At 70.5% G+C, this 16,490-nt stretch carries 22 protein-coding genes and 1 pseudogene; 9 read left to right on the forward strand and 14 right to left on the reverse strand.

What is annotated here, in order from left to right; all coding sequences use genetic code 11:
* Positions 1–168: 168 nt before the first annotated feature.
* Positions 169–729 (reverse strand): hypothetical protein, encoded by a 561-nt coding sequence (locus NAG42_RS42155; protein ID WP_250038147.1) that lies wholly within the window; start codon positions 727–729, stop codon positions 169–171.
* A gap of 94 nt (positions 730–823) precedes the next feature.
* Positions 824–1,288 (reverse strand): hypothetical protein, encoded by a 465-nt coding sequence (locus tag NAG42_RS42160; RefSeq protein WP_250038148.1) that lies wholly within the window; start codon positions 1,286–1,288, stop codon positions 824–826.
* 64 nt (positions 1,289–1,352) lie between these two features.
* On the opposite strand from NAG42_RS42160, the gene msrB reads away from it, so the two are divergent.
* From msrB to ligD, 3 genes are all read left to right on the forward strand, one after another.
* Positions 1,353–1,763: a peptide-methionine (R)-S-oxide reductase MsrB gene (gene msrB, locus NAG42_RS42165; protein WP_250038149.1), complete on the forward strand. Its 411-nt coding sequence runs from the start codon at positions 1,353–1,355 to the stop codon at positions 1,761–1,763.
* Positions 1,764–2,124: 361 nt separating this feature from the next.
* The gene (locus NAG42_RS42170; protein WP_250038150.1) at positions 2,125–2,319 is read left to right on the forward strand and encodes a hypothetical protein; all 195 of its coding nucleotides are present in this window, start codon (positions 2,125–2,127) and stop codon (positions 2,317–2,319) included.
* 294 nt (positions 2,320–2,613) lie between these two features.
* Positions 2,614–3,645: a non-homologous end-joining DNA ligase gene (gene ligD, locus NAG42_RS42175; RefSeq protein ID WP_250038151.1), complete on the forward strand. Its 1,032-nt coding sequence runs from the start codon at positions 2,614–2,616 to the stop codon at positions 3,643–3,645.
* On the opposite strand, the gene NAG42_RS42180 is transcribed toward ligD, so the two are convergent.
* A complete protein-coding gene (locus NAG42_RS42180; protein ID WP_250038152.1) occupies positions 3,635–4,099 on the reverse strand; it encodes a GNAT family N-acetyltransferase in 465 nt (154 codons plus the stop codon). The two genes, ligD and NAG42_RS42180, sit on opposite strands and share 11 nt — an antisense overlap.
* Before the next feature lie 79 nt (positions 4,100–4,178).
* Between NAG42_RS42180 and NAG42_RS42185 the strand changes: the two genes are divergently transcribed.
* Positions 4,179–4,637, forward strand: a complete 459-nt coding sequence (locus NAG42_RS42185) for a potassium channel family protein (protein WP_250038153.1) — start codon at positions 4,179–4,181, stop codon at positions 4,635–4,637.
* On the opposite strand, the gene NAG42_RS42190 is transcribed toward NAG42_RS42185, so the two are convergent.
* Complete coding sequence (locus NAG42_RS42190; protein WP_250038154.1) at positions 4,588–6,150, reverse strand: alpha/beta hydrolase; 1,563 nt, start codon at positions 6,148–6,150, stop codon at positions 4,588–4,590. The two genes, NAG42_RS42185 and NAG42_RS42190, sit on opposite strands and share 50 nt — an antisense overlap.
* A 76-nt stretch (positions 6,151–6,226) precedes the next feature.
* Entirely contained in the window at positions 6,227–7,294 is a 1,068-nt protein-coding gene (locus NAG42_RS42195; RefSeq protein ID WP_250038155.1) for an ATP-dependent DNA ligase, read from the reverse strand.
* A gap of 131 nt (positions 7,295–7,425) precedes the next feature.
* Between NAG42_RS42195 and abmR the strand changes: the two genes are divergently transcribed.
* The 3 genes from abmR to NAG42_RS42210 are packed head-to-tail and all read left to right on the forward strand — an operon-like array spanning position 7,426 to position 9,093.
* Complete coding sequence (abmR, locus tag NAG42_RS42200) at positions 7,426–7,977, forward strand: ATP-binding transcription factor AbmR (protein WP_250038156.1); 552 nt, start codon at positions 7,426–7,428, stop codon at positions 7,975–7,977.
* Between the two features lie 13 nt (positions 7,978–7,990).
* Positions 7,991–8,716: a HipA family kinase gene (locus NAG42_RS42205; protein ID WP_250038157.1), complete on the forward strand. Its 726-nt coding sequence runs from the start codon at positions 7,991–7,993 to the stop codon at positions 8,714–8,716.
* Complete coding sequence (locus NAG42_RS42210) at positions 8,713–9,093, forward strand: DUF3037 domain-containing protein (RefSeq protein WP_250038158.1); 381 nt, start codon at positions 8,713–8,715, stop codon at positions 9,091–9,093. Before NAG42_RS42205 ends, NAG42_RS42210 begins: the two co-directional genes overlap by 4 nt.
* Before the next feature lie 42 nt (positions 9,094–9,135).
* On the opposite strand, the pseudogene NAG42_RS45585 reads toward NAG42_RS42210, so the two are convergent.
* The 6 genes and pseudogenes from NAG42_RS45585 to NAG42_RS42240 all read right to left on the reverse strand — a co-directional run.
* Positions 9,136–10,002, reverse strand: a pseudogene (locus NAG42_RS45585) (glycosyltransferase family 2 protein); the annotation flags it as partial.
* A gap of 81 nt (positions 10,003–10,083) precedes the next feature.
* Positions 10,084–10,566 carry a dihydrofolate reductase gene (locus NAG42_RS42220; RefSeq protein ID WP_250038159.1) on the reverse strand — a complete coding sequence of 161 codons (483 nt, stop codon included), beginning with the start codon at positions 10,564–10,566 and terminating at the stop codon, positions 10,084–10,086.
* The gene (locus tag NAG42_RS42225) at positions 10,563–11,363 is read right to left on the reverse strand and encodes a thymidylate synthase (protein ID WP_250038160.1); all 801 of its coding nucleotides are present in this window, start codon (positions 11,361–11,363) and stop codon (positions 10,563–10,565) included. The genes NAG42_RS42220 and NAG42_RS42225 overlap by 4 nt, the downstream gene beginning before the upstream one ends.
* A gap of 144 nt (positions 11,364–11,507) precedes the next feature.
* Entirely contained in the window at positions 11,508–11,753 is a 246-nt protein-coding gene (locus NAG42_RS42230) for a hypothetical protein (protein WP_250038161.1), read from the reverse strand.
* A gap of 29 nt (positions 11,754–11,782) precedes the next feature.
* Positions 11,783–12,391 (reverse strand): NAD(P)H:quinone oxidoreductase, encoded by a 609-nt coding sequence (gene wrbA, locus NAG42_RS42235; RefSeq protein WP_438872525.1) that lies wholly within the window; start codon positions 12,389–12,391, stop codon positions 11,783–11,785.
* Between the two features lie 69 nt (positions 12,392–12,460).
* A complete protein-coding gene (locus NAG42_RS42240; protein ID WP_250038163.1) occupies positions 12,461–12,736 on the reverse strand; it encodes an isoamylase early set domain-containing protein in 276 nt (91 codons plus the stop codon).
* An 82-nt stretch (positions 12,737–12,818) separates the two neighbouring features.
* Between NAG42_RS42240 and NAG42_RS42245 the strand changes: the two genes are divergently transcribed.
* Positions 12,819–13,268 carry a GNAT family N-acetyltransferase gene (locus NAG42_RS42245; protein WP_250038164.1) on the forward strand — a complete coding sequence of 150 codons (450 nt, stop codon included), beginning with the start codon at positions 12,819–12,821 and terminating at the stop codon, positions 13,266–13,268.
* On the opposite strand, the gene NAG42_RS42250 is transcribed toward NAG42_RS42245, so the two are convergent.
* Positions 13,265–13,873, reverse strand: coding sequence for a TetR/AcrR family transcriptional regulator (locus tag NAG42_RS42250; protein WP_250038165.1), 609 nt, complete (start codon positions 13,871–13,873; stop codon positions 13,265–13,267). The two genes, NAG42_RS42245 and NAG42_RS42250, sit on opposite strands and share 4 nt — an antisense overlap.
* A 57-nt stretch (positions 13,874–13,930) precedes the next feature.
* Here NAG42_RS42250 and NAG42_RS42255 point away from each other — a divergent pair, with 57 nt between their 5' ends.
* Positions 13,931–14,338, forward strand: coding sequence for a RidA family protein (locus NAG42_RS42255; RefSeq protein WP_250038166.1), 408 nt, complete (start codon positions 13,931–13,933; stop codon positions 14,336–14,338).
* Between the two features lie 6 nt (positions 14,339–14,344).
* Here NAG42_RS42255 and hemQ read toward each other — a convergent pair whose 3' ends face one another.
* Both hemQ and hemG read right to left on the reverse strand, forming a co-directional pair.
* Positions 14,345–15,049 (reverse strand): hydrogen peroxide-dependent heme synthase, encoded by a 705-nt coding sequence (gene hemQ, locus NAG42_RS42260; protein WP_250038167.1) that lies wholly within the window; start codon positions 15,047–15,049, stop codon positions 14,345–14,347.
* Positions 15,046–16,449, reverse strand: coding sequence for a protoporphyrinogen oxidase (gene hemG / locus NAG42_RS42265; protein ID WP_250038168.1), 1,404 nt, complete (start codon positions 16,447–16,449; stop codon positions 15,046–15,048). The genes hemQ and hemG overlap by 4 nt, the downstream gene beginning before the upstream one ends.
* Positions 16,450–16,490: the final 41 nt, after the last annotated feature.

A 16,490-nucleotide genomic window follows, 5' to 3' on the forward strand; every position in this document is an offset into this window, starting at 1 on the left:
GCAGCCCGACGGCGGAAGCTGCCGGGCCGTCGCGGGTTGGCTCCGGCGTCGTCGGCTGAGCAGCCGTGGCGATGACAGCGCCGTCAACGAGAGCCGGTGTGGGCGGCGTGAGCGTCTGTGGGTAACGAAAAAGGCCGCCCGGGTGGGCGGCCTTTTTCAGGGAGTACTTCAGGCGTTGCGGCGGCGACGCGTGTACCAGACGGACGCGGCACCCGCGGCGACCATCAGGGCGCCGAGCGAGATGACGGTGCCCATCGGGGCGCCGGTGACCGGGAGGGCTCCGCCGGCGCTGACACCGCCGCCGGGGGGCGACGTGGCCGGGAGCGCCCCGGTCGGGGTGCTGGGCGTGGCCGACGGCGTGACCGTGTCGACGCTGGCGGTGGGCGTCGGGCCGTAGCCGTTGTTACCCCGCGTCGGGGTGTCCGAGTCCGGCAGTTCGGTGGCCGGCGTGTCCGTGTCGGGGGTGTCCGTGTCGTCCACGTCCGGCGTGCTGGCCGCGGTGGCGGTCGGCTCGTTGGTCGCGCCCGGCGTGCCGTAGCCGTTCTGGCCGCGGGTGGGGGCCTCGTCGGTGGCGTCCGGCTCGCCGTAACCGGTGGCGGCGACGACCGGCCGCGCGGCCTGGTCGATGGTGGCCTCGGCGGCCAGGGCCGGGGAGACACCCAGCGCGAGAGCGGCGGCAAGGCCGACGGCGGGCAATCCGACGGCGACAATCCGACTGATTGAGCTCATGAGGAGTAATCCATTCCTGTTGCGGTGTTCTCGGTCCGGGAGGGAGCTTAGCGGCAAATGCCCGATTTACCCGTTAAGCACGATCGGCGGGTCATCATCCCGGAAGACCACCGAAACGGTGACTCCGGCACAGATGGAACAAAGTGGTCATTTTCCCCTCAAATCTGGGGTCCGCCGCGAACAGTCCACCGCTGTACGGCGCCTGGAGCTGCACACTCGCCCCGGACTGGAGATAGACCGACACCACCGTCCGGCCGCCGCGCCGCTCCGTCCGCAGGTCGGCGACCTCACTCCAGGCCGCGATCCCCCCGCGGAAGACCGACACCGTACGAATGCCCCGCGAGGTGATCTGCGTGCCGGTCAGACGCCCCACCACCAGGCCGATCAGCGCTCCGAGGATCGGCGGCCCGGCCAGCGCGGCCGCCCACAGCAGGCCCGGCGGCGCGACGATCGCGGTGATCAGCAGCACCCCGATCGCGATGAGCGAGCCGAGGTAGAGACCTCGCCCGAGGGCCTGGTTCCAGGTGGGCCGGAAGGTGGCCGCCGATGCATCTTCCATGCCCCTGTTCAACGGAGACGCAAAGCACTCCGCCCACACTTGGAGTGCGACGTACTTTTGTTGTATGGCACCGAACGAGACCACCCTGCCCACCACCGAGGAGGAGTGGCGCGTGCGCCTCTCCCCCGACGAGTTCCGGGTTCTGCGCCAGGCCGGCACCGAGGCGGCCTGGTCCGGCGAATACGTCGACACCAAGACCGAGGGCATGTACGAGTGCCGCGCGTGTGGCGCCGCCCTCTACCCCAGTGACTACAAGTTCGACTCGCACTGCGGCTGGCCGTCGTTCGACGACGCGATCCCGGGCGCGGTCAAGGAGATCAACGACTTCTCACACGGCATGGTCCGCACCGAGATCCGTTGCGCGCGCTGCGACTCCCACCTGGGCCACGTCTTCCGCGGCGAGCGGATGACCGACAAGAACACCCGCCACTGCGTCAACAGCCTCTCGATCAAGCTGGACGCCAAGACCGCCTGACCCCAAGCCGCCACCGGCACCCCCGCGGTGCCGGTGAGCCGTTCCCCAGCGCCGCCCAGCCGTGCCTGAACCCACAGCACCAGCAAGCCGCGCCGCAACAACAGCGCCACCAAGCCGCGCGCCAACAAAAGCACCGAAAAGCCGCGCGCGGCAACGACCGCGCCAGCAACAGCACCGCTAAGCCGCGCCGCACCGACCGCGCCAAGAAGCCGCCCGCCAACATCAGCACCGCTAAGCCGCGCCGCACCGACCGCGCCAGCAAGCGCCCCAACGACAGCGCCGAAAAGCGACAATTCCCCGTGCGGGTGCCCGTCGCCGGTTCTGAGTGCGATCAATCCGGCACCGGCCTAGCGTCGGCCCCATGGACTACCAGGTTTCGGTCAAGTGTGAACAACTCGCCGAGTGGTACGTGCGGGTCAAGGGCCTCGCCGACGCTCATCACGGCCACGCCACCGGCGACCGTCTGCTGGCCATCGCCGACGAGATCCACGAGATGGTCCCGTCCGAGTGGTGGATCAGCCAGCCACAGCCGCTCGACAACCGCGTCCGCAGTTGACCTTGTAGGGCGCAACCACTCCCGCACGCCGCCGTGGCGGGGTGAGCGCTCTGGGCGCGCCAGCGCCCTGCTCACCGCGCCGCGGCCCTCGGCGTGAGCGACGGTCCGCACCCACCACCCCGCCACGACATCCGCATTTGATCTTGCTCGCCGGAAAATCTCGGCCGGCAGGATGAGCGACATCCAGCATTTGATCTTGCCTGCGGGAAACCTGCGGGAAATCGGGGCAGCCAAGCTGAGCGACATCGTGCCCACGGGATCTCGGTCGGGCGCTGCGCGGTTTATCGTCGAGCCATGCCGAAAGCCGCAGCGGAAATTCACGAGATCGCCGGCCATGACGTGCGGCTGACCAGCCCCGACAAGGTGATGTTCCCGCAGCCGGGCTACACCAAGCGGGACGTCTTCGACTACTACTTGTCGGTCGGCGACGGCATCATGCGTGCGCTTCGCAACCGGCCGACGACGTTGCAGCGCTTCCCCGACGGCATCGAGGGCGAGGCGTTCTTCCAGAAGCGCATCCCCACCCGTGGCGTGCCCGACTGGATCCAGACGGCAGAGATCGCGTTCCCGAGCAAACGTACGGCGGTCGAGCTGTGCCCGGCCGACCTGGCCCACGTGGCCTGGGCAGCCCAGATGGGCACCGTCGTCTTCCACCCGTGGCCGGTGCGGGGCGTCGCGCCGGACAACCCCGACGAGCTGCGCATCGACCTCGACCCGCAGCCCGGCAACTCGTTCGCCGACGTGGTGGCCACCGCCGGAGTCCTGCACGAGGTGCTCGACGACCTGGGCTGGGTCGGTTTCCCCAAGACGTCCGGCGGCCGCGGTGTGCACGTCTATCTCCGCATCGCACCGCGGTGGTCGTTCATCGACGTGCGCCGGGCCGCGATCGCCCTGGCCCGGGAGGCCGAGCGGCGCCGCCCCGAGCTGATCACCACCGCCTGGTGGAAGGAGGAGCGGGGCGAGCGCGTCTTCCTGGACTTCAACCAGATGGCCCGGGACCGCACGATCACCTGCGCCTATTCGCTGCGGGCCAACGGCCGGGCCACCGCCTCGGCCCCGGTCACCTGGGCCGAGCTGCCCGACGTCGAGCCCGACGACTTCGACCTGCGCACCCTCCCGAAGCGTTTCGCCGAGATCGGTGACCCGCACGCCGCCATCGACGACGTGGCCCACGATCTGACGCCGCTGCTCGAGTGGGTGGAGCGCGACGAGAAGAACGGCCAGGGCGACATGCCCTATCCCCCCGACCACCCGAAGATGCCGGGCGAGCCCCCACGCGTCCAGCCGAGCCGTAAGAACGCCGCGAACTGGGACGCTACAGAGTGAGCTTCATGCCCTCGTGGGAGGCGACGAAGCCGAGCCGCGCATAGAAGCGGTGGGCGTCTCGGCGGCGCTTGTCGGTGGTCAGCTGGGCGATGCGGCAGCCCTGCGCGCGGGCCCGGTCCAGGGCGTAGGCCATCAGGTCGGTGCCCAGCCCGGAGCCGCGCCGGTCGGTGCTCACCCGGACGGCCTCGATGGTCATCCGGCGCGCACCCGAGCGGCTCAGGCCGGGGATGAAGGTCAGCTGGGCGGTGGCGACCACCACGCCGTCGTCGTCGGCGACGATGAGCTCGTTGTTCGGGTCGGCGTCGATCTCCTCGAACGCCGCCCAGATCGCCGCGTCCACGTCCTCGGCGACCGGTGGTGCCTCGCCGAATCCCCGGTCGCGGCTGATGTCGTCGTCGGCGAGCAGCCGCAGCACGGCGGGGACGTCGGCGCGGGTGGCGGTCCGGAATTCCATCGCGGCAGTCTCTCACCGGCGCGGATTTCTGTCCGAGAGGGCCTACGCGGCCGACCGTGGCTCAGGCACCATGTCGACCATGAACAAGCTGTTCAAGCCGTTCTACCGGGTCTACCGCGGCATCGTCTGGCTGGCGAACTCACCCGGCACGCTGATCCTCGCCTACGCGATGCTGATCGTCCTCTGCGGCGTGCTTTACCACTTCTTCGAGAAGAAGGAGTCCATCGGCGACGCGATCTGGTGGGCGGTGGTCACCGCGTCGACCGTGGGCTACGGCGACATCTCACCCAAGACGCTGGAGGCGCGGATCCTCGCCGGCCTGCTGATCTCGGTCATGGTGCTGGTGGTCATCCCGCTGATCACGGCGCATTTCGCCAGCAAGCTGATCGTCGACTCGGACGCCTTTCACCACGAGGAGCAGGAGGAGCTCAAGGCCAACCTGCGCCACGTCCGCGCCCTGCTCGACGCCATGGCCGAGCGCGACGGCATCACTTTGCCGGACAGCGCAGGCCCTCCTGCGGCACCTTCAGATCGATGAGATAGCCGTCCACCGCCTTCGCGATGCAGGTGGTGCTCGGGTAGGCCGTGTGGCCCTCGCCCTCCCACGTCAGCACGTGCCCGACGCCCAGCATCGAGGCCAGGTCGGCCGTGTTCTCATACGGCGTGGCCGGGTCGCCGGTCGTGCCGACCACCACGATCGGCGGGGCGCCGGTGGCCGCGCCGGCCGGGTAGGGGTCGCGCCCGCCGGACCAGACCGCGCACGACAGCATGCCGACCGCGAGCGGCGCACCGAAGAGCGGATATTTCTGACGCCACTCACCCTGGAGCCGGCGAACCTCGTCGACCGAGGGCGCGTCGTCGGTGTCGGCGCAGTTGACCGCCATGTTGGCGTCGAAGAGGTTGCTGTAGGAGCCGTCGGGCTTGCGCTCGGCATATTGGTCGGCCAGCGTGAACACGCCCTTGGCGTTGCCCTGCTGGAGCTGGGCGATCGCGTCGCCCAGCTTGGCCCAGCCCGACTCGGTGTAGAGCGACGAGATCACCGCATAGAAGATCCACCCGGGGGTGGCCTGGCGACCGCCGGTGCCCGCCACAGGCTTGGTCGCCGCGGCGGTCAGCACGCCGGTCACCGCCTTACGGGCGTCGGGCGCGATGGCGCACTTGTCGGGCGTGGCCTTGCACCAATCGGTGAAATTGGTGAACGCCCGCTCGAAGCCCTTGGCCTGGGTCTCGGAGCCCTCGATGAAGTTCTGCTTGGGGTCGACCGCGCCGTCGAGCACCATCGCCCGCACATTTTGCGGGAAGAGCTGGGCGTAGGTCGCGCCGAGCAGCGTGCCGTAGGAGAAGCCGAGGTAGCTCATCTTGGCGTCGCCGACGGCCTGGCGCAGCGAGTCCATGTCACGGGCGGCCTGCTCGGTCGAGAAGAAGGGCAACTGATCGCCGTATTTGGCGGCGCATCCGGTCGCGATCTTTTTGTTCAGGGTGACCAGCTGGTCGAACTCGGCCTGGCTCCGCGGGTCGGGTGCGGCTCCGAAGCTCGCGTCCTGATCGGCCGAGGAGATGCACTTGACCGGGTCGGACCGGCCGACACCACGCGGGTCGAAGCCGATGATGTCGAACTTGTTGGTGATCTCGGTGGGCAGGCCGCCGAAGGCCTCACCGAACGAGAAATAGACCGCCGTCTCGATGCCGGAGCCGCCGGGCCCGCCCGGGTTGAGCAGCAGCGAGCCGATGCGGCCGGACTGTTTGGACGACCGAATGCGGATCATGGCGATGGAGTAGGTCTCGCCGTTGCCCGGCTGGTTCCAGTCGCGTGGCACGCTGACGTCGGCGCAGTCGTAGGTCATGCCGGGCGCGGCCTGGCCGACCAGCTGCTCAGGCACGTCGCTGCAGGGGCGCCAGTCGGCGGTGCCGCCGGCGGCGGGGTTGCCGGACGACGTCACCGGGCCGGCCTCGCCCGAGCCGTTGGGCGCGAACGCGGGCACGGTGCACCCGGCGGCGACGGTCAGGACCGCGGCGAGGACGGCGATCACCGAGCGGGAGCGACGCGGCACGTTGCTGACCTTTCGACGGCGGACGACACGGGAAAGGCTAGCCGGTCCCCCTGACAGAATTCTGGCAGTGGCCGACTCAGCGGCTGGTCAGCACCTCGGCCAGATTGAACCGCACCGGCCGTTCCAGCTGGTCGTAGGTGCAGGTCCGCGGGTCACGGTCGGGCCGCCACCGTTCGAACTGGGCGGTGTGCCGGAACCGGAGACCCTCCATGTAGTCGTAACGCACCTCGACCACCCGCTCCGGCCGCAGCGGCGTGAACGACAGGTCCTTGCCGTTGTTCCACCGGCTGACCTCGTTCTTGCGCGGGGTGCGCTCACCCTCCAGGTGGGCGGCCCAGTTCCACGGGTGGCCCTCGAACGTGGTGACCAGCGGCTGCAGTTCCTCGAACAGCTCCTCGCGGACGGTGATCGGGAAGGCGCCGATGACACCGACCGACACGAGCACGTCGCGCTCGTCGTAGAGGCCGAGCAGCAGCGAGCCGATCCGGTTGTCGGCCGTCTTGTGCACCCGATAGCCGGCCACCACGCAGTCGGCCGTGCGCTTGTGCTTGATCTTTGTCATCACCCGCTTGTCGGGCTGGTAGACGAGCTCGCGCTGCTTGGCGATCAACCCGTCGAGACCGGCCCCCTCGAACTGGGCGAACCACCGCGTGGCCGTCTCGAGGTCGTCGGTCGCCGGAGTGACGTACACCGGGGGCTGGGCGTCCTTGAGCACCTCGACGAGCCGGGCCCGGCGCTCGCCGAACGGCACCTCGGTCAGGTCCTCGTCGCCGATCGCGAGCAGGTCGAAGGCGACGAAGCCGGCCGGCGTCTGCTCGCTGAGCAGCTTGACCCGGCTGGCCGCGGGGTGGATGCGCTGCTGGAGCGCCTCGAAGTCGAGGGTGTTGCGCTCGGTGTCGGCCACGATGACCTCACCGTCGATCACCGCCCGCTCCGGGAAGTTGGCCAGCACGGCCTGGACGACCTCGGGGAAATACCGCGTCATCGGCTTCTCGTTGCGGCTGCCGATCTCGACCTCGTCGCCGTCCCGGAAGACGATCGACCGGAATCCGTCCCACTTGGGCTCGTAGATCTGTCCCGGCGGGATCTCGGCGACCGGCTTGGCGAGCATCGGCTTGACCGGCGGATTGATCGGCAGCTCCATAGCGCCAGTCTGCCGCGTCGGACCCGGCCGGGGTGTCCCCACGGCCCCGAATTCCCCGCACGTTTCGCTGGTCGATTGCCTCGACAACGGTGTAATCATGTAATCAGTGCAAGTTCATGGGGAGGAAAGCCATGCGATTCCGTACCGCACCGCAGGGCCGCGTCGAGCCGCCGACCGCCGACGACGCCCCGGCCTGGGTCACCGGCGCCATCCCGGACGGATGGTTCACCGAGCGGCCCGAGATCGTCATCGACCGTGACGAGATCATCATCTGGGGCCGGGTGGCCGAGCCCGAGCTGGGCGCCGAGGCCACCGAGGCCGACCGGGCCGCGGCCCACGGCGGCCGCATCAACCAGTTCCGGGAGGACACCCGCGAGGCCCGCATCCGGGTCGCCCGGCAGATCGAGCACCGCTATCAGCGCAAGGTCGCCTGGGGCATCCGCTGCGGCGACACCAACGAGCTGTTCACCCACCTGGCCGCCCCGGTCATGACCCGCCTGCGCCAGCCCGAGCGGCAGATCCTCGACACGCTGGTCGACGCCGGCGTGGCCCGCTCCCGCTCGGAGGCACTGGCCTGGTGCGTCAAGCTGGTCGGGCAGAACGCCGACCAGTGGCTGGCCGACCTGCGCGAGGCCATGACCAAGGTCGACGAACTCCGCAAGCAGGGGCCCGACACCGTCTAGCTAGGGTTGCGGGGTGCTACGTCAGGTCACCGCGATCCGTTACGTCACCCCGCTCCGTGAGGGCGGCTCACTGCCCGGCGTGGTCGAGGCCGACGACCTCGGCACCTATGTGGTGAAATTCCGCGGCGCCGGGCAGGGCCCCCGAGCCCTGGTGGCCGAGGTGATCTCGGGCGAGCTGGCCCGCCGCCTCGGCCTGCCGGTGCCCGAGCTCACCGTCGTCCACCTCGACCCGATCGTCGCCCGGGCCGAGCCCGACGAGGAGGTCCAGGAGCTGATCAAGGCCAGCGCCGGCACCAACCTGGGCATGGACTTCCTGCCCGGCGCGCTCGGCTACGACCCGGTCGTGCACCCGGTCGACTCCGGGCTGGCCTCGCGGGTGATCGCCTTCGACGCCTTCGTGGAGAACGTCGACCGCAGCTGGCGCAACCCCAACCTGCTGATCTGGCACGGCGGCCTCTGGCTGATCGACCACGGTGCGACGCTGTATTTCCATCACAACTGGCCCCGGGCCGCGGCGGTGGTGAACCGTCCGTACAAGTGGGACGACCACGTCCTGAAGCCGTACGCGACCGAGCTCGCCACCGAGGGCCCCGCGCTGGCCGAGCGCCTCACGCCGGGCCTGCTCGAGGAGGTCATCGCCCTGGTGCCGGACGAGTGGCTGGACGACGAGGCCGGCCGCGAGGCGTATCTGCGGCATCTCTCCGCCCGCGCCGAGCGCCCGGAGGCGTGGCTCCCGTGAGAATCCCGTACGAGTACGCGATCATCCAGGCCGTCCCCCGCATCGAGCGGGGCGAGCTGATCAACGTCGGCGTCGTCCTCTACTGCCAGCGCCTCGACTTCCTGGCCGCGCGCACCGACTTCCGCGACAACCGCCTACTCGCCGTCGACCCCGGCGCCGATGTCCCCGCCATCCGGGCCGCGCTCTCCTCCTGGGACGCCACGTGCTCGGGGGCCGGTGCCGCCACCGACATCAGCCAGGGCGAGCGCTTCCGCTGGCTGGTCGCCCCGCGCAGCACCGTGCTGCGGGCCGGGCCCGTTCACATGGGCCTGGCCGCCGACCCCTCCGCGGAGCTCGACCGTCTGGTGCGGCTCCTGGTCAGTGTCGACGGCGATTAGATAGGGCGGCCGCTGCTGCGTGGCCAGGTAGATGCGACCCACGTACTCGCCCAGCAGCCCCAGGCAGATCAGCTGGATGCCACCGAGCAGCAGGACAGCGATGTAGAGCGACGTCCACCCGGGCACCACCGCGCCGCTCCCCCAGGCGACCAGCGCCGTCACGATCAGCACCACGCACAGGACGAAACTGAGCACGCCGAGCCAGGTCGCGATGCGCAGCGGCGCCGCCGAGAACCCGGTCACGCTGTCCAGGGTCAGCCGGATCATCCGCGACAGCGGGTATTTGGTGTGCCCGGCGACCCGTTCCTGGCGCGCGTAGGACACCTCGGCCCCGGCGAAGCCGAGCGACGGCACCACCAGCCGATACACCGGTCGCGGCTCGGGCAGCCGCTTGAGGATGTCGACGACGGCCCGGCTCATCAGCCGGAAGTCACCGGCCTGGTCGCTCACCGCGGGCCCGACGAGCCGGCGCATCAGCCAGTAATAGAGGCCGGCCGAGTGGCGCTTGAACACCGAGTCGGTGCGGCGGTCGCTGCGCACCCCGTAGACCACGTCGACCTGCTCGCGCCGCGCCGTCGCCAGCATCTCGCCGATCACCTCGGGCGGATCCTGCAGGTCGGCGTCGATGCTGACCACGTAGTCGCCGAGGGCGCTGTGCAGCCCGGCCCGCAGGGCGATCTGGTGCCCGACGTTGCGGCGCAGCGAGACGACCCGCAGCTGGGGCCAGCCGGCGCGCAGCTGCAGCAGGCGGGAGACGGTGGCGTCGCTGCTGCCGTCGTCCACGGCGACCACCTCGTAGGTGTCACCGAGGCCGTCCAGAGCAGGCCGCAGCCGGGCCACGAACTGGTCGACCGCTTCGCGCTCGTTGTACATCGGCGTGATCACCGACAGCGTCACCGAAGGCGGCATGGGCGACCTCTTCCTGTCCGGCCCCGACGGCGAACCCGAGTGGCACCCTTGATCATGAATGCTTCTCGGCTCCGGCGGGGGCTAGACCGCGCGGCGGGCCAGTTCCTCGACGACGTACCGCAGCCCGTTCCCGGAAGTCTGCCAGCCCGACGACGACGTGACGACCCACCCGTCGTCGAGCTCCGGGGCGTGGGTGTCACCGGCCACGTCCAGGTCGATCCGGGTACGCAGGATGTGCTCCGCCCTCGGCAGGAACGCCCGGTAGACCGACTCGCCGCCGATCACCCACACCTCACCCGAGAGGTCGACCTCGCCCACCGAGTGAGCCACCTCGGCCCCCGGCGCCGACCACGACGGGTCCCGGGTCAGCACCACGTTGCGCCGGCCGGGCAGCGGCCGGAAGCGCTCGGGCAGCGAATCCCAGGTCGCCCGGCCCATCACGACGGTCGCTCCATCCGTACGCGCCCGGAACATCTTTTGATCCTCGGACAGCCGCCACGGGATCGCGCCGTCGGCGCCGACCACCCGGTCGCGGGCCTCGGCCCAGATCAGGTGGAGCGTCATACGGCGACGGGCGCGCGCAGCGCCGGGTGGTGCTGATATCCGACGACCGTGAAGTCCTCGTACTTGTAGTCGAAGAGCGAGGCGGCCGGCGCGATCTCGAGCTGCGGGAACTCGAACGCCTCGCGGGACAGCTGCTCGGTCACCTGCTCGACGTGGTTGTTGTAGATGTGGCAGTCACCACCGACCCAGATGAAGTCGCCCGGCTGCAGGCCGACCTGCTCGGCGACCATCCGGGTCAGCAGCGCGTAGCTCGCGATGTTGAACGGCACACCGAGGAAGAGGTCGGCGCTGCGCTGGTAGAGCTGGCACGAGAGCCGCCCGTCGGCCACGTAGAACTGGAACATGGCGTGGCAGGGGGCGAGCGCCATCTCGGGCAGGTCGGAGACGTTCCAGGCCGAGACGATCATGCGGCGCGAGTCGGGGTCGCGGCGCAGCGTGTCGAGCACGTGGCTGATCTGGTCGGCGTGACCGCCGCCGGGCATCGGCCACGAACGCCACTGCACGCCGTAGACCGGCCCGAGCTCCCCGGTCGGCGAGGCCCACTCGTCCCAGATCGTCACGCCCTGCTCGCGCAGCCAGCCGACGTTGCTGTCACCGCGCAGGAACCAGAGCAGCTCGACCGCGAGGGATTTGAAGTGGACCCGCTTGGTGGTGATCAGCGGGAAGCCGGCCGACAGGTCGTAGCGCAGGCGCTCGCCGAAGAGGCTGACCGTGCCGGTGCCGGTGCGGTCGCTCTTGGGGGTGCCGGTGTTCAGGACCCTGCGCAGCAGATCCTCGTACTGGGTGTCGACGGGCATGCGAGCCAAACTACCCGCCGCGCGTCCCGGCCCGGCACAGGTGCGGGGCCGAGTCGCGCGGCGTGCCCGGAATGCGGCCGGCACCCCGGGCACCGGCCGGCGTCCCCCAGGTGGCTGGGGACGCCGATCGGTCGGCCCAGCCTGTCAGCTGGCCCAGGACTCCGACATCTGGGGGATCTGCTGATTGAGTGCCTGCAGATCGTGCTGCTGCCCGTTGGGGGCAGTGCCGGCGATGAAGCCCAGCTCGACACCGATCTGCTGCCAGCGCTCATAGAGCACCTGGTCCTGCAGGAGGGCCCGGACGTCGTTGTGCGACGAGCGCAGCTCCTCGAGAGCCGCCTCGTACCGCGCGACCCGCGTGTGCAGGTCCAGAGTCTCGTACGTGGTCATGCCGTCAGATTAGCGAAAGATGAGTAGTTTTATTCGCTTTTCAGCTTCGCTGCGATGCGGATGATCCGCTGCACCAAATGATCCAGAGCGGCCAGCTCGGGGTCAGTGATGGGCGCGTCGTTGGTGGGGCCGGTGACGTGCGAGACACCATAGGGGTTGCCGTCGACGAACTTCAGCGGGTCGGTGTAGCCCGGCGGGACCAGGATGCCGCCGAAGTGGTAGATCGTGTTGTAGAGGGCGAGCAGCGTCGACTCCTGGCCGCCGTGCGCGGTCTGGGTCGCGGTGAACCCCGCGTACGCCTTGTCGGCCAGCTGGCCCTGCGCCCACTGCGGGCCCAGCGTGTCGAGGAACTGCTTGAGCTGGCTCGTCACGTTGCCGTACCGGGTCGGGGTGCCGAAGAGCACGGCGTCGGCCCACACCACGTCGTCGGCGGTCGCCTTGGGCTCGTCCTTGGTGTTGTCGAAGTGCTGGCTCCAGGCCGCGTTGGAGGCGATCGCCTCCGGCGGGGCGAGCTCGGCCACCTGGCGCAGGCGCACATCGGCGCCGGACTTCTGGGCCGTCTCGGTCAGGCGCTCGGCCATCTTGTGGAGCGTCCCGGTGGACGAGTAATAGATGATCGACAGTTTCACGTCAGCCACGATGTGCCTCTCCGTCGGAATTTTGCTTGATCAGTCAAGCAAGGTCCCCGGCAGGCGCGCGCCGAAACGCTAAACCCGGAGCTCGCCGCCGTGAGGACCGACACCGTCGGCGGTCTCGTCGTCGAACCACATGCCGTCCGCTCCGAGATAGCGGAACCGGTAGTGGCCGGACGGGATCGTGATGCTGATCGTGCGGGTGCCGTCCCGGCGGGGCTTGAGCTCGTGCCGGCCGGGCTCCCAGTCGTTGAACGTGCCGACCACGCTGACCGGCCCGGTCGGCTGGTTGACGGGCAGGCAGAAGGTCACCTTCGTCTTGTTGCCGAAGAGTCGGTTCCTCTTGATCATCACGACCTCCACAGCTCGGGCTTCCATCTCTACAACGGCAGGCGGCGATACGGGTGACGCCACGCCCCTTAGTCTTTCCGGCATGCATCCGGCACCCTCTGACGAACTGCGGGTAGCGGCCTTCCGCGACCTCGACACGACGACCCTCTACGCGATCCTCAAGCTGCGGGCCGACGTCTTCGTGGTCGAGCAGGAATGCGCCTACGGCGACCTCGACGGCCGCGACGACGAGCCCGGCACCCGCCATCTGTGGTTCACCCGCGACGGCGAGATCAGGGCTTACGTCCGCATCCTGGACGACGGCGACGTGCAACGGATCGGCCGGGTGGTCACCGCCAAGACCGCCCGCGGCGCGGGCCTGTCCGGCCGCCTGATCCAGGAGGCCTTGACCGTCATCGGCAACCGGACCAGCGTCCTGGACGCCCAGTCCCACCTGGTGAATTTTTACGCCAAGTTCGGATACACCCGGACCGGCCCGGAGTACCTGGAAGACGGCATCCCGCACATCCCGATGCGCCGCGAACCGTCCTAGGAGATGACCCAGCCGCCGTCGACCGAGCGGCGGCACGCGGCGGGGTCGTCGCCGTTGCTGGTGAACAGCGCGACGAGCAGCTCCGGCCCATAGGCCAGGGCCTCGCGCGGCAGCGGCCCGGCGGTCACCAGCGAGGCCAGCCCGTGCCCGACGGTCCACGTCTGGGTGGCCAGGGCCGGAGCCTCGACGTCGCCGCGGAACCGGCCGGCCTCGCGAGCGCGCTCGGCGGCGCGGATGAGAGGGAGCAGGCCCTCGTCGGCAGCGGCCGGGTCCTCGAGCGCGAAGCCGACGTCGAACATGACCCGGTAGAGATCAGGATTGGCCAGGGCGTTCGAGACGTACGCGGCCCCGAGCGCAGCCAGATCCCGGACCGGGTCGCCGGTGGCCGGCACCGTCGCCAGCCGGGCCGCGAGGCGGGTGAACCCCTCCTGCCGCACCGCCCGCCACAACCCGTCCATGCTGCCGAAATGGGTGTAGACGGCCATCGTCGACAAGCCGGTGCCGGCGACGACCGACCGCAGGGTGATGGGCTCGCGGGACCGCAGCATGTGCGCCGCCCGCTCGATCAGCAGCACCCGGATCGCCGGATCTTTCGTCCTCGCCATTGGCTTAACATAGCATATCGATGCTATGTTGAGCCGACCGAGACTGAGGAGCAGGACATGGCTGTAGAGCTGATCAACCCCGACGGATTGCCCAAGCCCGAGGTCTACCGGCAGATGTCGGTGGCCACCGGGTCCCGCCTGGTCTTCCTGGCCGGTCAGGTGGCCCGCGACGCCGACGGCCACCCGGTCGGGCCGGGCGATCTCGCCGCCCAGACCGAGCAGGCCTATCTCAACATCGGCACGGCGATGGCCGCGGCCGGCGGATCGTTCGACGACGTGGCGAAACTGACCGTCTACGTCGTCGACTGGTCACCGGAGAAATATCCGCTGCTCGGCGAGGGCGTCGCCCGGGCCGCCGCCAAGCTCGGCGTCGACCCGGTCAAACCGATCACCCTGCTCAGCGTGGCCGGCCTCGGCGAGCCCGACCTGCTCATCGAGGTCGAGGCCGTGGGCGTCCTGCCCTGAGCCCGGTCAGGGCAGGGTGGCGACGAGCTCGCTCAGGGAGCGGCGGCGGCCCGTGTAGAACGGGACCTCCTCGCGCACGTGCCGGCGCGCGGTCGAGGCGCGCAGGTCCCGCATGAGGTCGACGATGCGGTAGAGCTCGTCGGCCTCGAAGGCCAGCATCCACTCGTAATCGCCCAGCGCGAACGACGCGACGGTGTTGGCCCGCACGTCGGGGTAGCCGCGCGCCATCTTCCCGTGCTCGGCGAGCATGTGGCGGCGCTCCTCGTCGGGCAGCAGATACCACTCGTAGGAGCGCACGAACGGATAGACGCAGATGTACGGGCGGGCCTCCTCGCCGGCCAGGAAGGCGGGCAGGTGGCTCTTGTTGAACTCGGCCGGCCGGTGCAACGCCATCTGCGACCAGACCGGGGCCAGGTGCCGGCCCAGAGCCGTACGCCGGAACAGCGAGTAAGCCTCCTGCAGGGCGTCCGGCGAGGCCGAGTGCCACCAGATCATCACGTCGGCGTCGGCCCGCAGCCCGGACACGTCGTAGGTGCCCCGGACCGTCACGTCCTTGCCGGCCAGCTGCTCGAAGAGCGCGTCGACCTCGGTGGCCAGCTCCTCGCGCATCGCCGGCAGCGGCGACTGGGCCCGGAACACCGACCACATCGTGTAGCGGATGGTCGCGTTCAACTCGTTGATCCGCGCCGCGTTCGACTGCTGCTCACTCATAGCGACATCGCCTCCCATGCCTTGCTCAGGTCCTCGGCGGCGCGTTCGCCGCTCGCCACGCAGGCCGGGATCCCGACCCCGTCGAACGCCGCACCGGCCAGGGCCAGCCCCAGCGGCAGCGCGGCCCGGGCCACGGCCAGCCGATCGAGGTGGCCCGGCGCGTACTGCGGCAGCCCGCCGCCCCAGCGCTGCACCCACGAGGCGGCCGGTGGCGGCAGCTCCCCGCCGATCAGCTCGCCCAGCTCGCGCCGCGCCCGCTCGACGAGCACCGCGTCGTCGAACTGCAGGCGCTCCTCCTCGCCGGCCCGGCCCAGCGACACGCGCACGATTACCGGGCCACCCGCGGGGCGCTCCCACTTACGGGTGACAAAGGTGGCCGCCTTGACCAGCGTGCCCTCGCTCGGCGGCACCAGGAAGCCGCTCAGCTCGGGCAGCGGGGTGCCCGGCGGCAGCGCGAGGGCGACCAGCGCCACGCTCGCATAGCTGAGCCCGCCGACCGCCTCGGCCGCCACCGGCGCCACCTGGCTCAGCAGGCGCGAGGCGGGCTTCGCGGGCACGGCCAGCACCACAGCGTCCACGTCGTCGGTGCGGGGCATCGGCACCGGACCCAGCAGCAGACGCCAGCCGTCGGCGGTGCGGGCCAGTTCGCGGACGGGAAGACCCAGGCTTATCCGGGCGCCGCTCGCCGTGGCGGCCGCGCCGACCAGGCGGCTCAGCCCACCGTCGAGCGCGCCGAAGATCGGCTGCCCGGGCACCCGGCGGCTCGCCACCTGGGCGGCCCGGACGGCCGCCCGCAGCGTGTGCTCGACCCGGGCCGTGCGCGCGAGCTGCGGCATCGTGACCGCGAGCGAGAGCCGGTCGGCGCGCCCGGCATAGACACCGCCGAGCATCGGGTCGACCAGCCGGTCGACGACCTCGTCGCCGTAGCGGTCGCGGACCAGCGCACCGACCGCCACGTCGGCCCCCTCGGCCAGCAGCGGCCGGCCGGCATCGGCGTCCTGACCGGCGGTGGCCCGCGCGACCTCGCCCAGCCGGGTGGGGTCGGCCGGGACGCCGACCAGCGTGCCGGCCGGCATCGGGGCGAGCCGGCCGCCGAAGGCCAGGGCGGCGGGCACCCGGTGCGGATGCACCACGGCCTCGGCCAGGCCCAGGCGCTTGACCAGCGAGACGGCGGCCGACTCGGCGCCGTCGGAACCGGTCATCAGGAACGACTCGGCGCCGCGCTCGACGGTCACCCCGGCCAGCTCGCCGGTGCGCAACTTGCCGCCCAGGGTGCCGCTCTGCTCGTACACGATGATCTCGGTGCCGGGCGGGGTGAGGTCCCGCAGTCGCAGGGCGGCCGACAGCCCGGCGATGCCGCCGCCGATGACCGCAATCCGCTTCCGCACGTCACCAACCATTCCACGTATCACCGCGCGGCCACCTCAGGGGTCGCCGGGTG

The sequence above is a fragment of the Paractinoplanes maris genome, from assembly GCF_023544465.1.
Classification (GTDB): domain Bacteria; phylum Actinomycetota; class Actinomycetes; order Mycobacteriales; family Micromonosporaceae; genus Actinoplanes; species Actinoplanes maris.

Excerpts from the sequence above, each read along its gene's own strand:
- NAG42_RS42195 (WP_250038155.1), bottom strand. The coding sequence starts at position 7,294 with ATGGAGCTGCCGATCAATCCGCCGGTCAAGCCGATGCTCGCCAAGCCG.
- NAG42_RS42230 (WP_250038161.1), bottom strand. The coding sequence starts at position 11,753 with ATGACCACGTACGAGACTCTGGACCTGCACACGCGGGTCGCGCGGTAC.
- ligD (WP_250038151.1), top strand. The coding sequence starts at position 2,614 with ATGCCGAAAGCCGCAGCGGAAATTCACGAGATCGCCGGCCATGACGTG.
- hemQ (WP_250038167.1), bottom strand. The coding sequence starts at position 15,049 with ATGAGTGAGCAGCAGTCGAACGCGGCGCGGATCAACGAGTTGAACGCG.
- NAG42_RS42185 (WP_250038153.1), top strand. The coding sequence starts at position 4,179 with ATGAACAAGCTGTTCAAGCCGTTCTACCGGGTCTACCGCGGCATCGTC.
- NAG42_RS42245 (WP_250038164.1), top strand. The coding sequence starts at position 12,819 with ATGCATCCGGCACCCTCTGACGAACTGCGGGTAGCGGCCTTCCGCGAC.
- NAG42_RS42225 (WP_250038160.1), bottom strand. The coding sequence starts at position 11,363 with ATGCCCGTCGACACCCAGTACGAGGATCTGCTGCGCAGGGTCCTGAAC.
- NAG42_RS42170 (WP_250038150.1), top strand. The coding sequence starts at position 2,125 with ATGGACTACCAGGTTTCGGTCAAGTGTGAACAACTCGCCGAGTGGTAC.
- hemG (WP_250038168.1), bottom strand. The coding sequence starts at position 16,449 with ATGGTTGGTGACGTGCGGAAGCGGATTGCGGTCATCGGCGGCGGCATC.
- NAG42_RS42240 (WP_250038163.1), bottom strand. The coding sequence starts at position 12,736 with ATGATCAAGAGGAACCGACTCTTCGGCAACAAGACGAAGGTGACCTTC.
- NAG42_RS42155 (WP_250038147.1), bottom strand. The coding sequence starts at position 729 with ATGAGCTCAATCAGTCGGATTGTCGCCGTCGGATTGCCCGCCGTCGGC.
- NAG42_RS42255 (WP_250038166.1), top strand. The coding sequence starts at position 13,931 with ATGGCTGTAGAGCTGATCAACCCCGACGGATTGCCCAAGCCCGAGGTC.
- NAG42_RS42220 (WP_250038159.1), bottom strand. The coding sequence starts at position 10,566 with ATGACGCTCCACCTGATCTGGGCCGAGGCCCGCGACCGGGTGGTCGGC.
- abmR (WP_250038156.1), top strand. The coding sequence starts at position 7,426 with ATGCGATTCCGTACCGCACCGCAGGGCCGCGTCGAGCCGCCGACCGCC.
- NAG42_RS42160 (WP_250038148.1), bottom strand. The coding sequence starts at position 1,288 with ATGGAAGATGCATCGGCGGCCACCTTCCGGCCCACCTGGAACCAGGCC.
- NAG42_RS42250 (WP_250038165.1), bottom strand. The coding sequence starts at position 13,873 with ATGGCGAGGACGAAAGATCCGGCGATCCGGGTGCTGCTGATCGAGCGG.
- msrB (WP_250038149.1), top strand. The coding sequence starts at position 1,353 with ATGGCACCGAACGAGACCACCCTGCCCACCACCGAGGAGGAGTGGCGC.
- NAG42_RS42180 (WP_250038152.1), bottom strand. The coding sequence starts at position 4,099 with ATGGAATTCCGGACCGCCACCCGCGCCGACGTCCCCGCCGTGCTGCGG.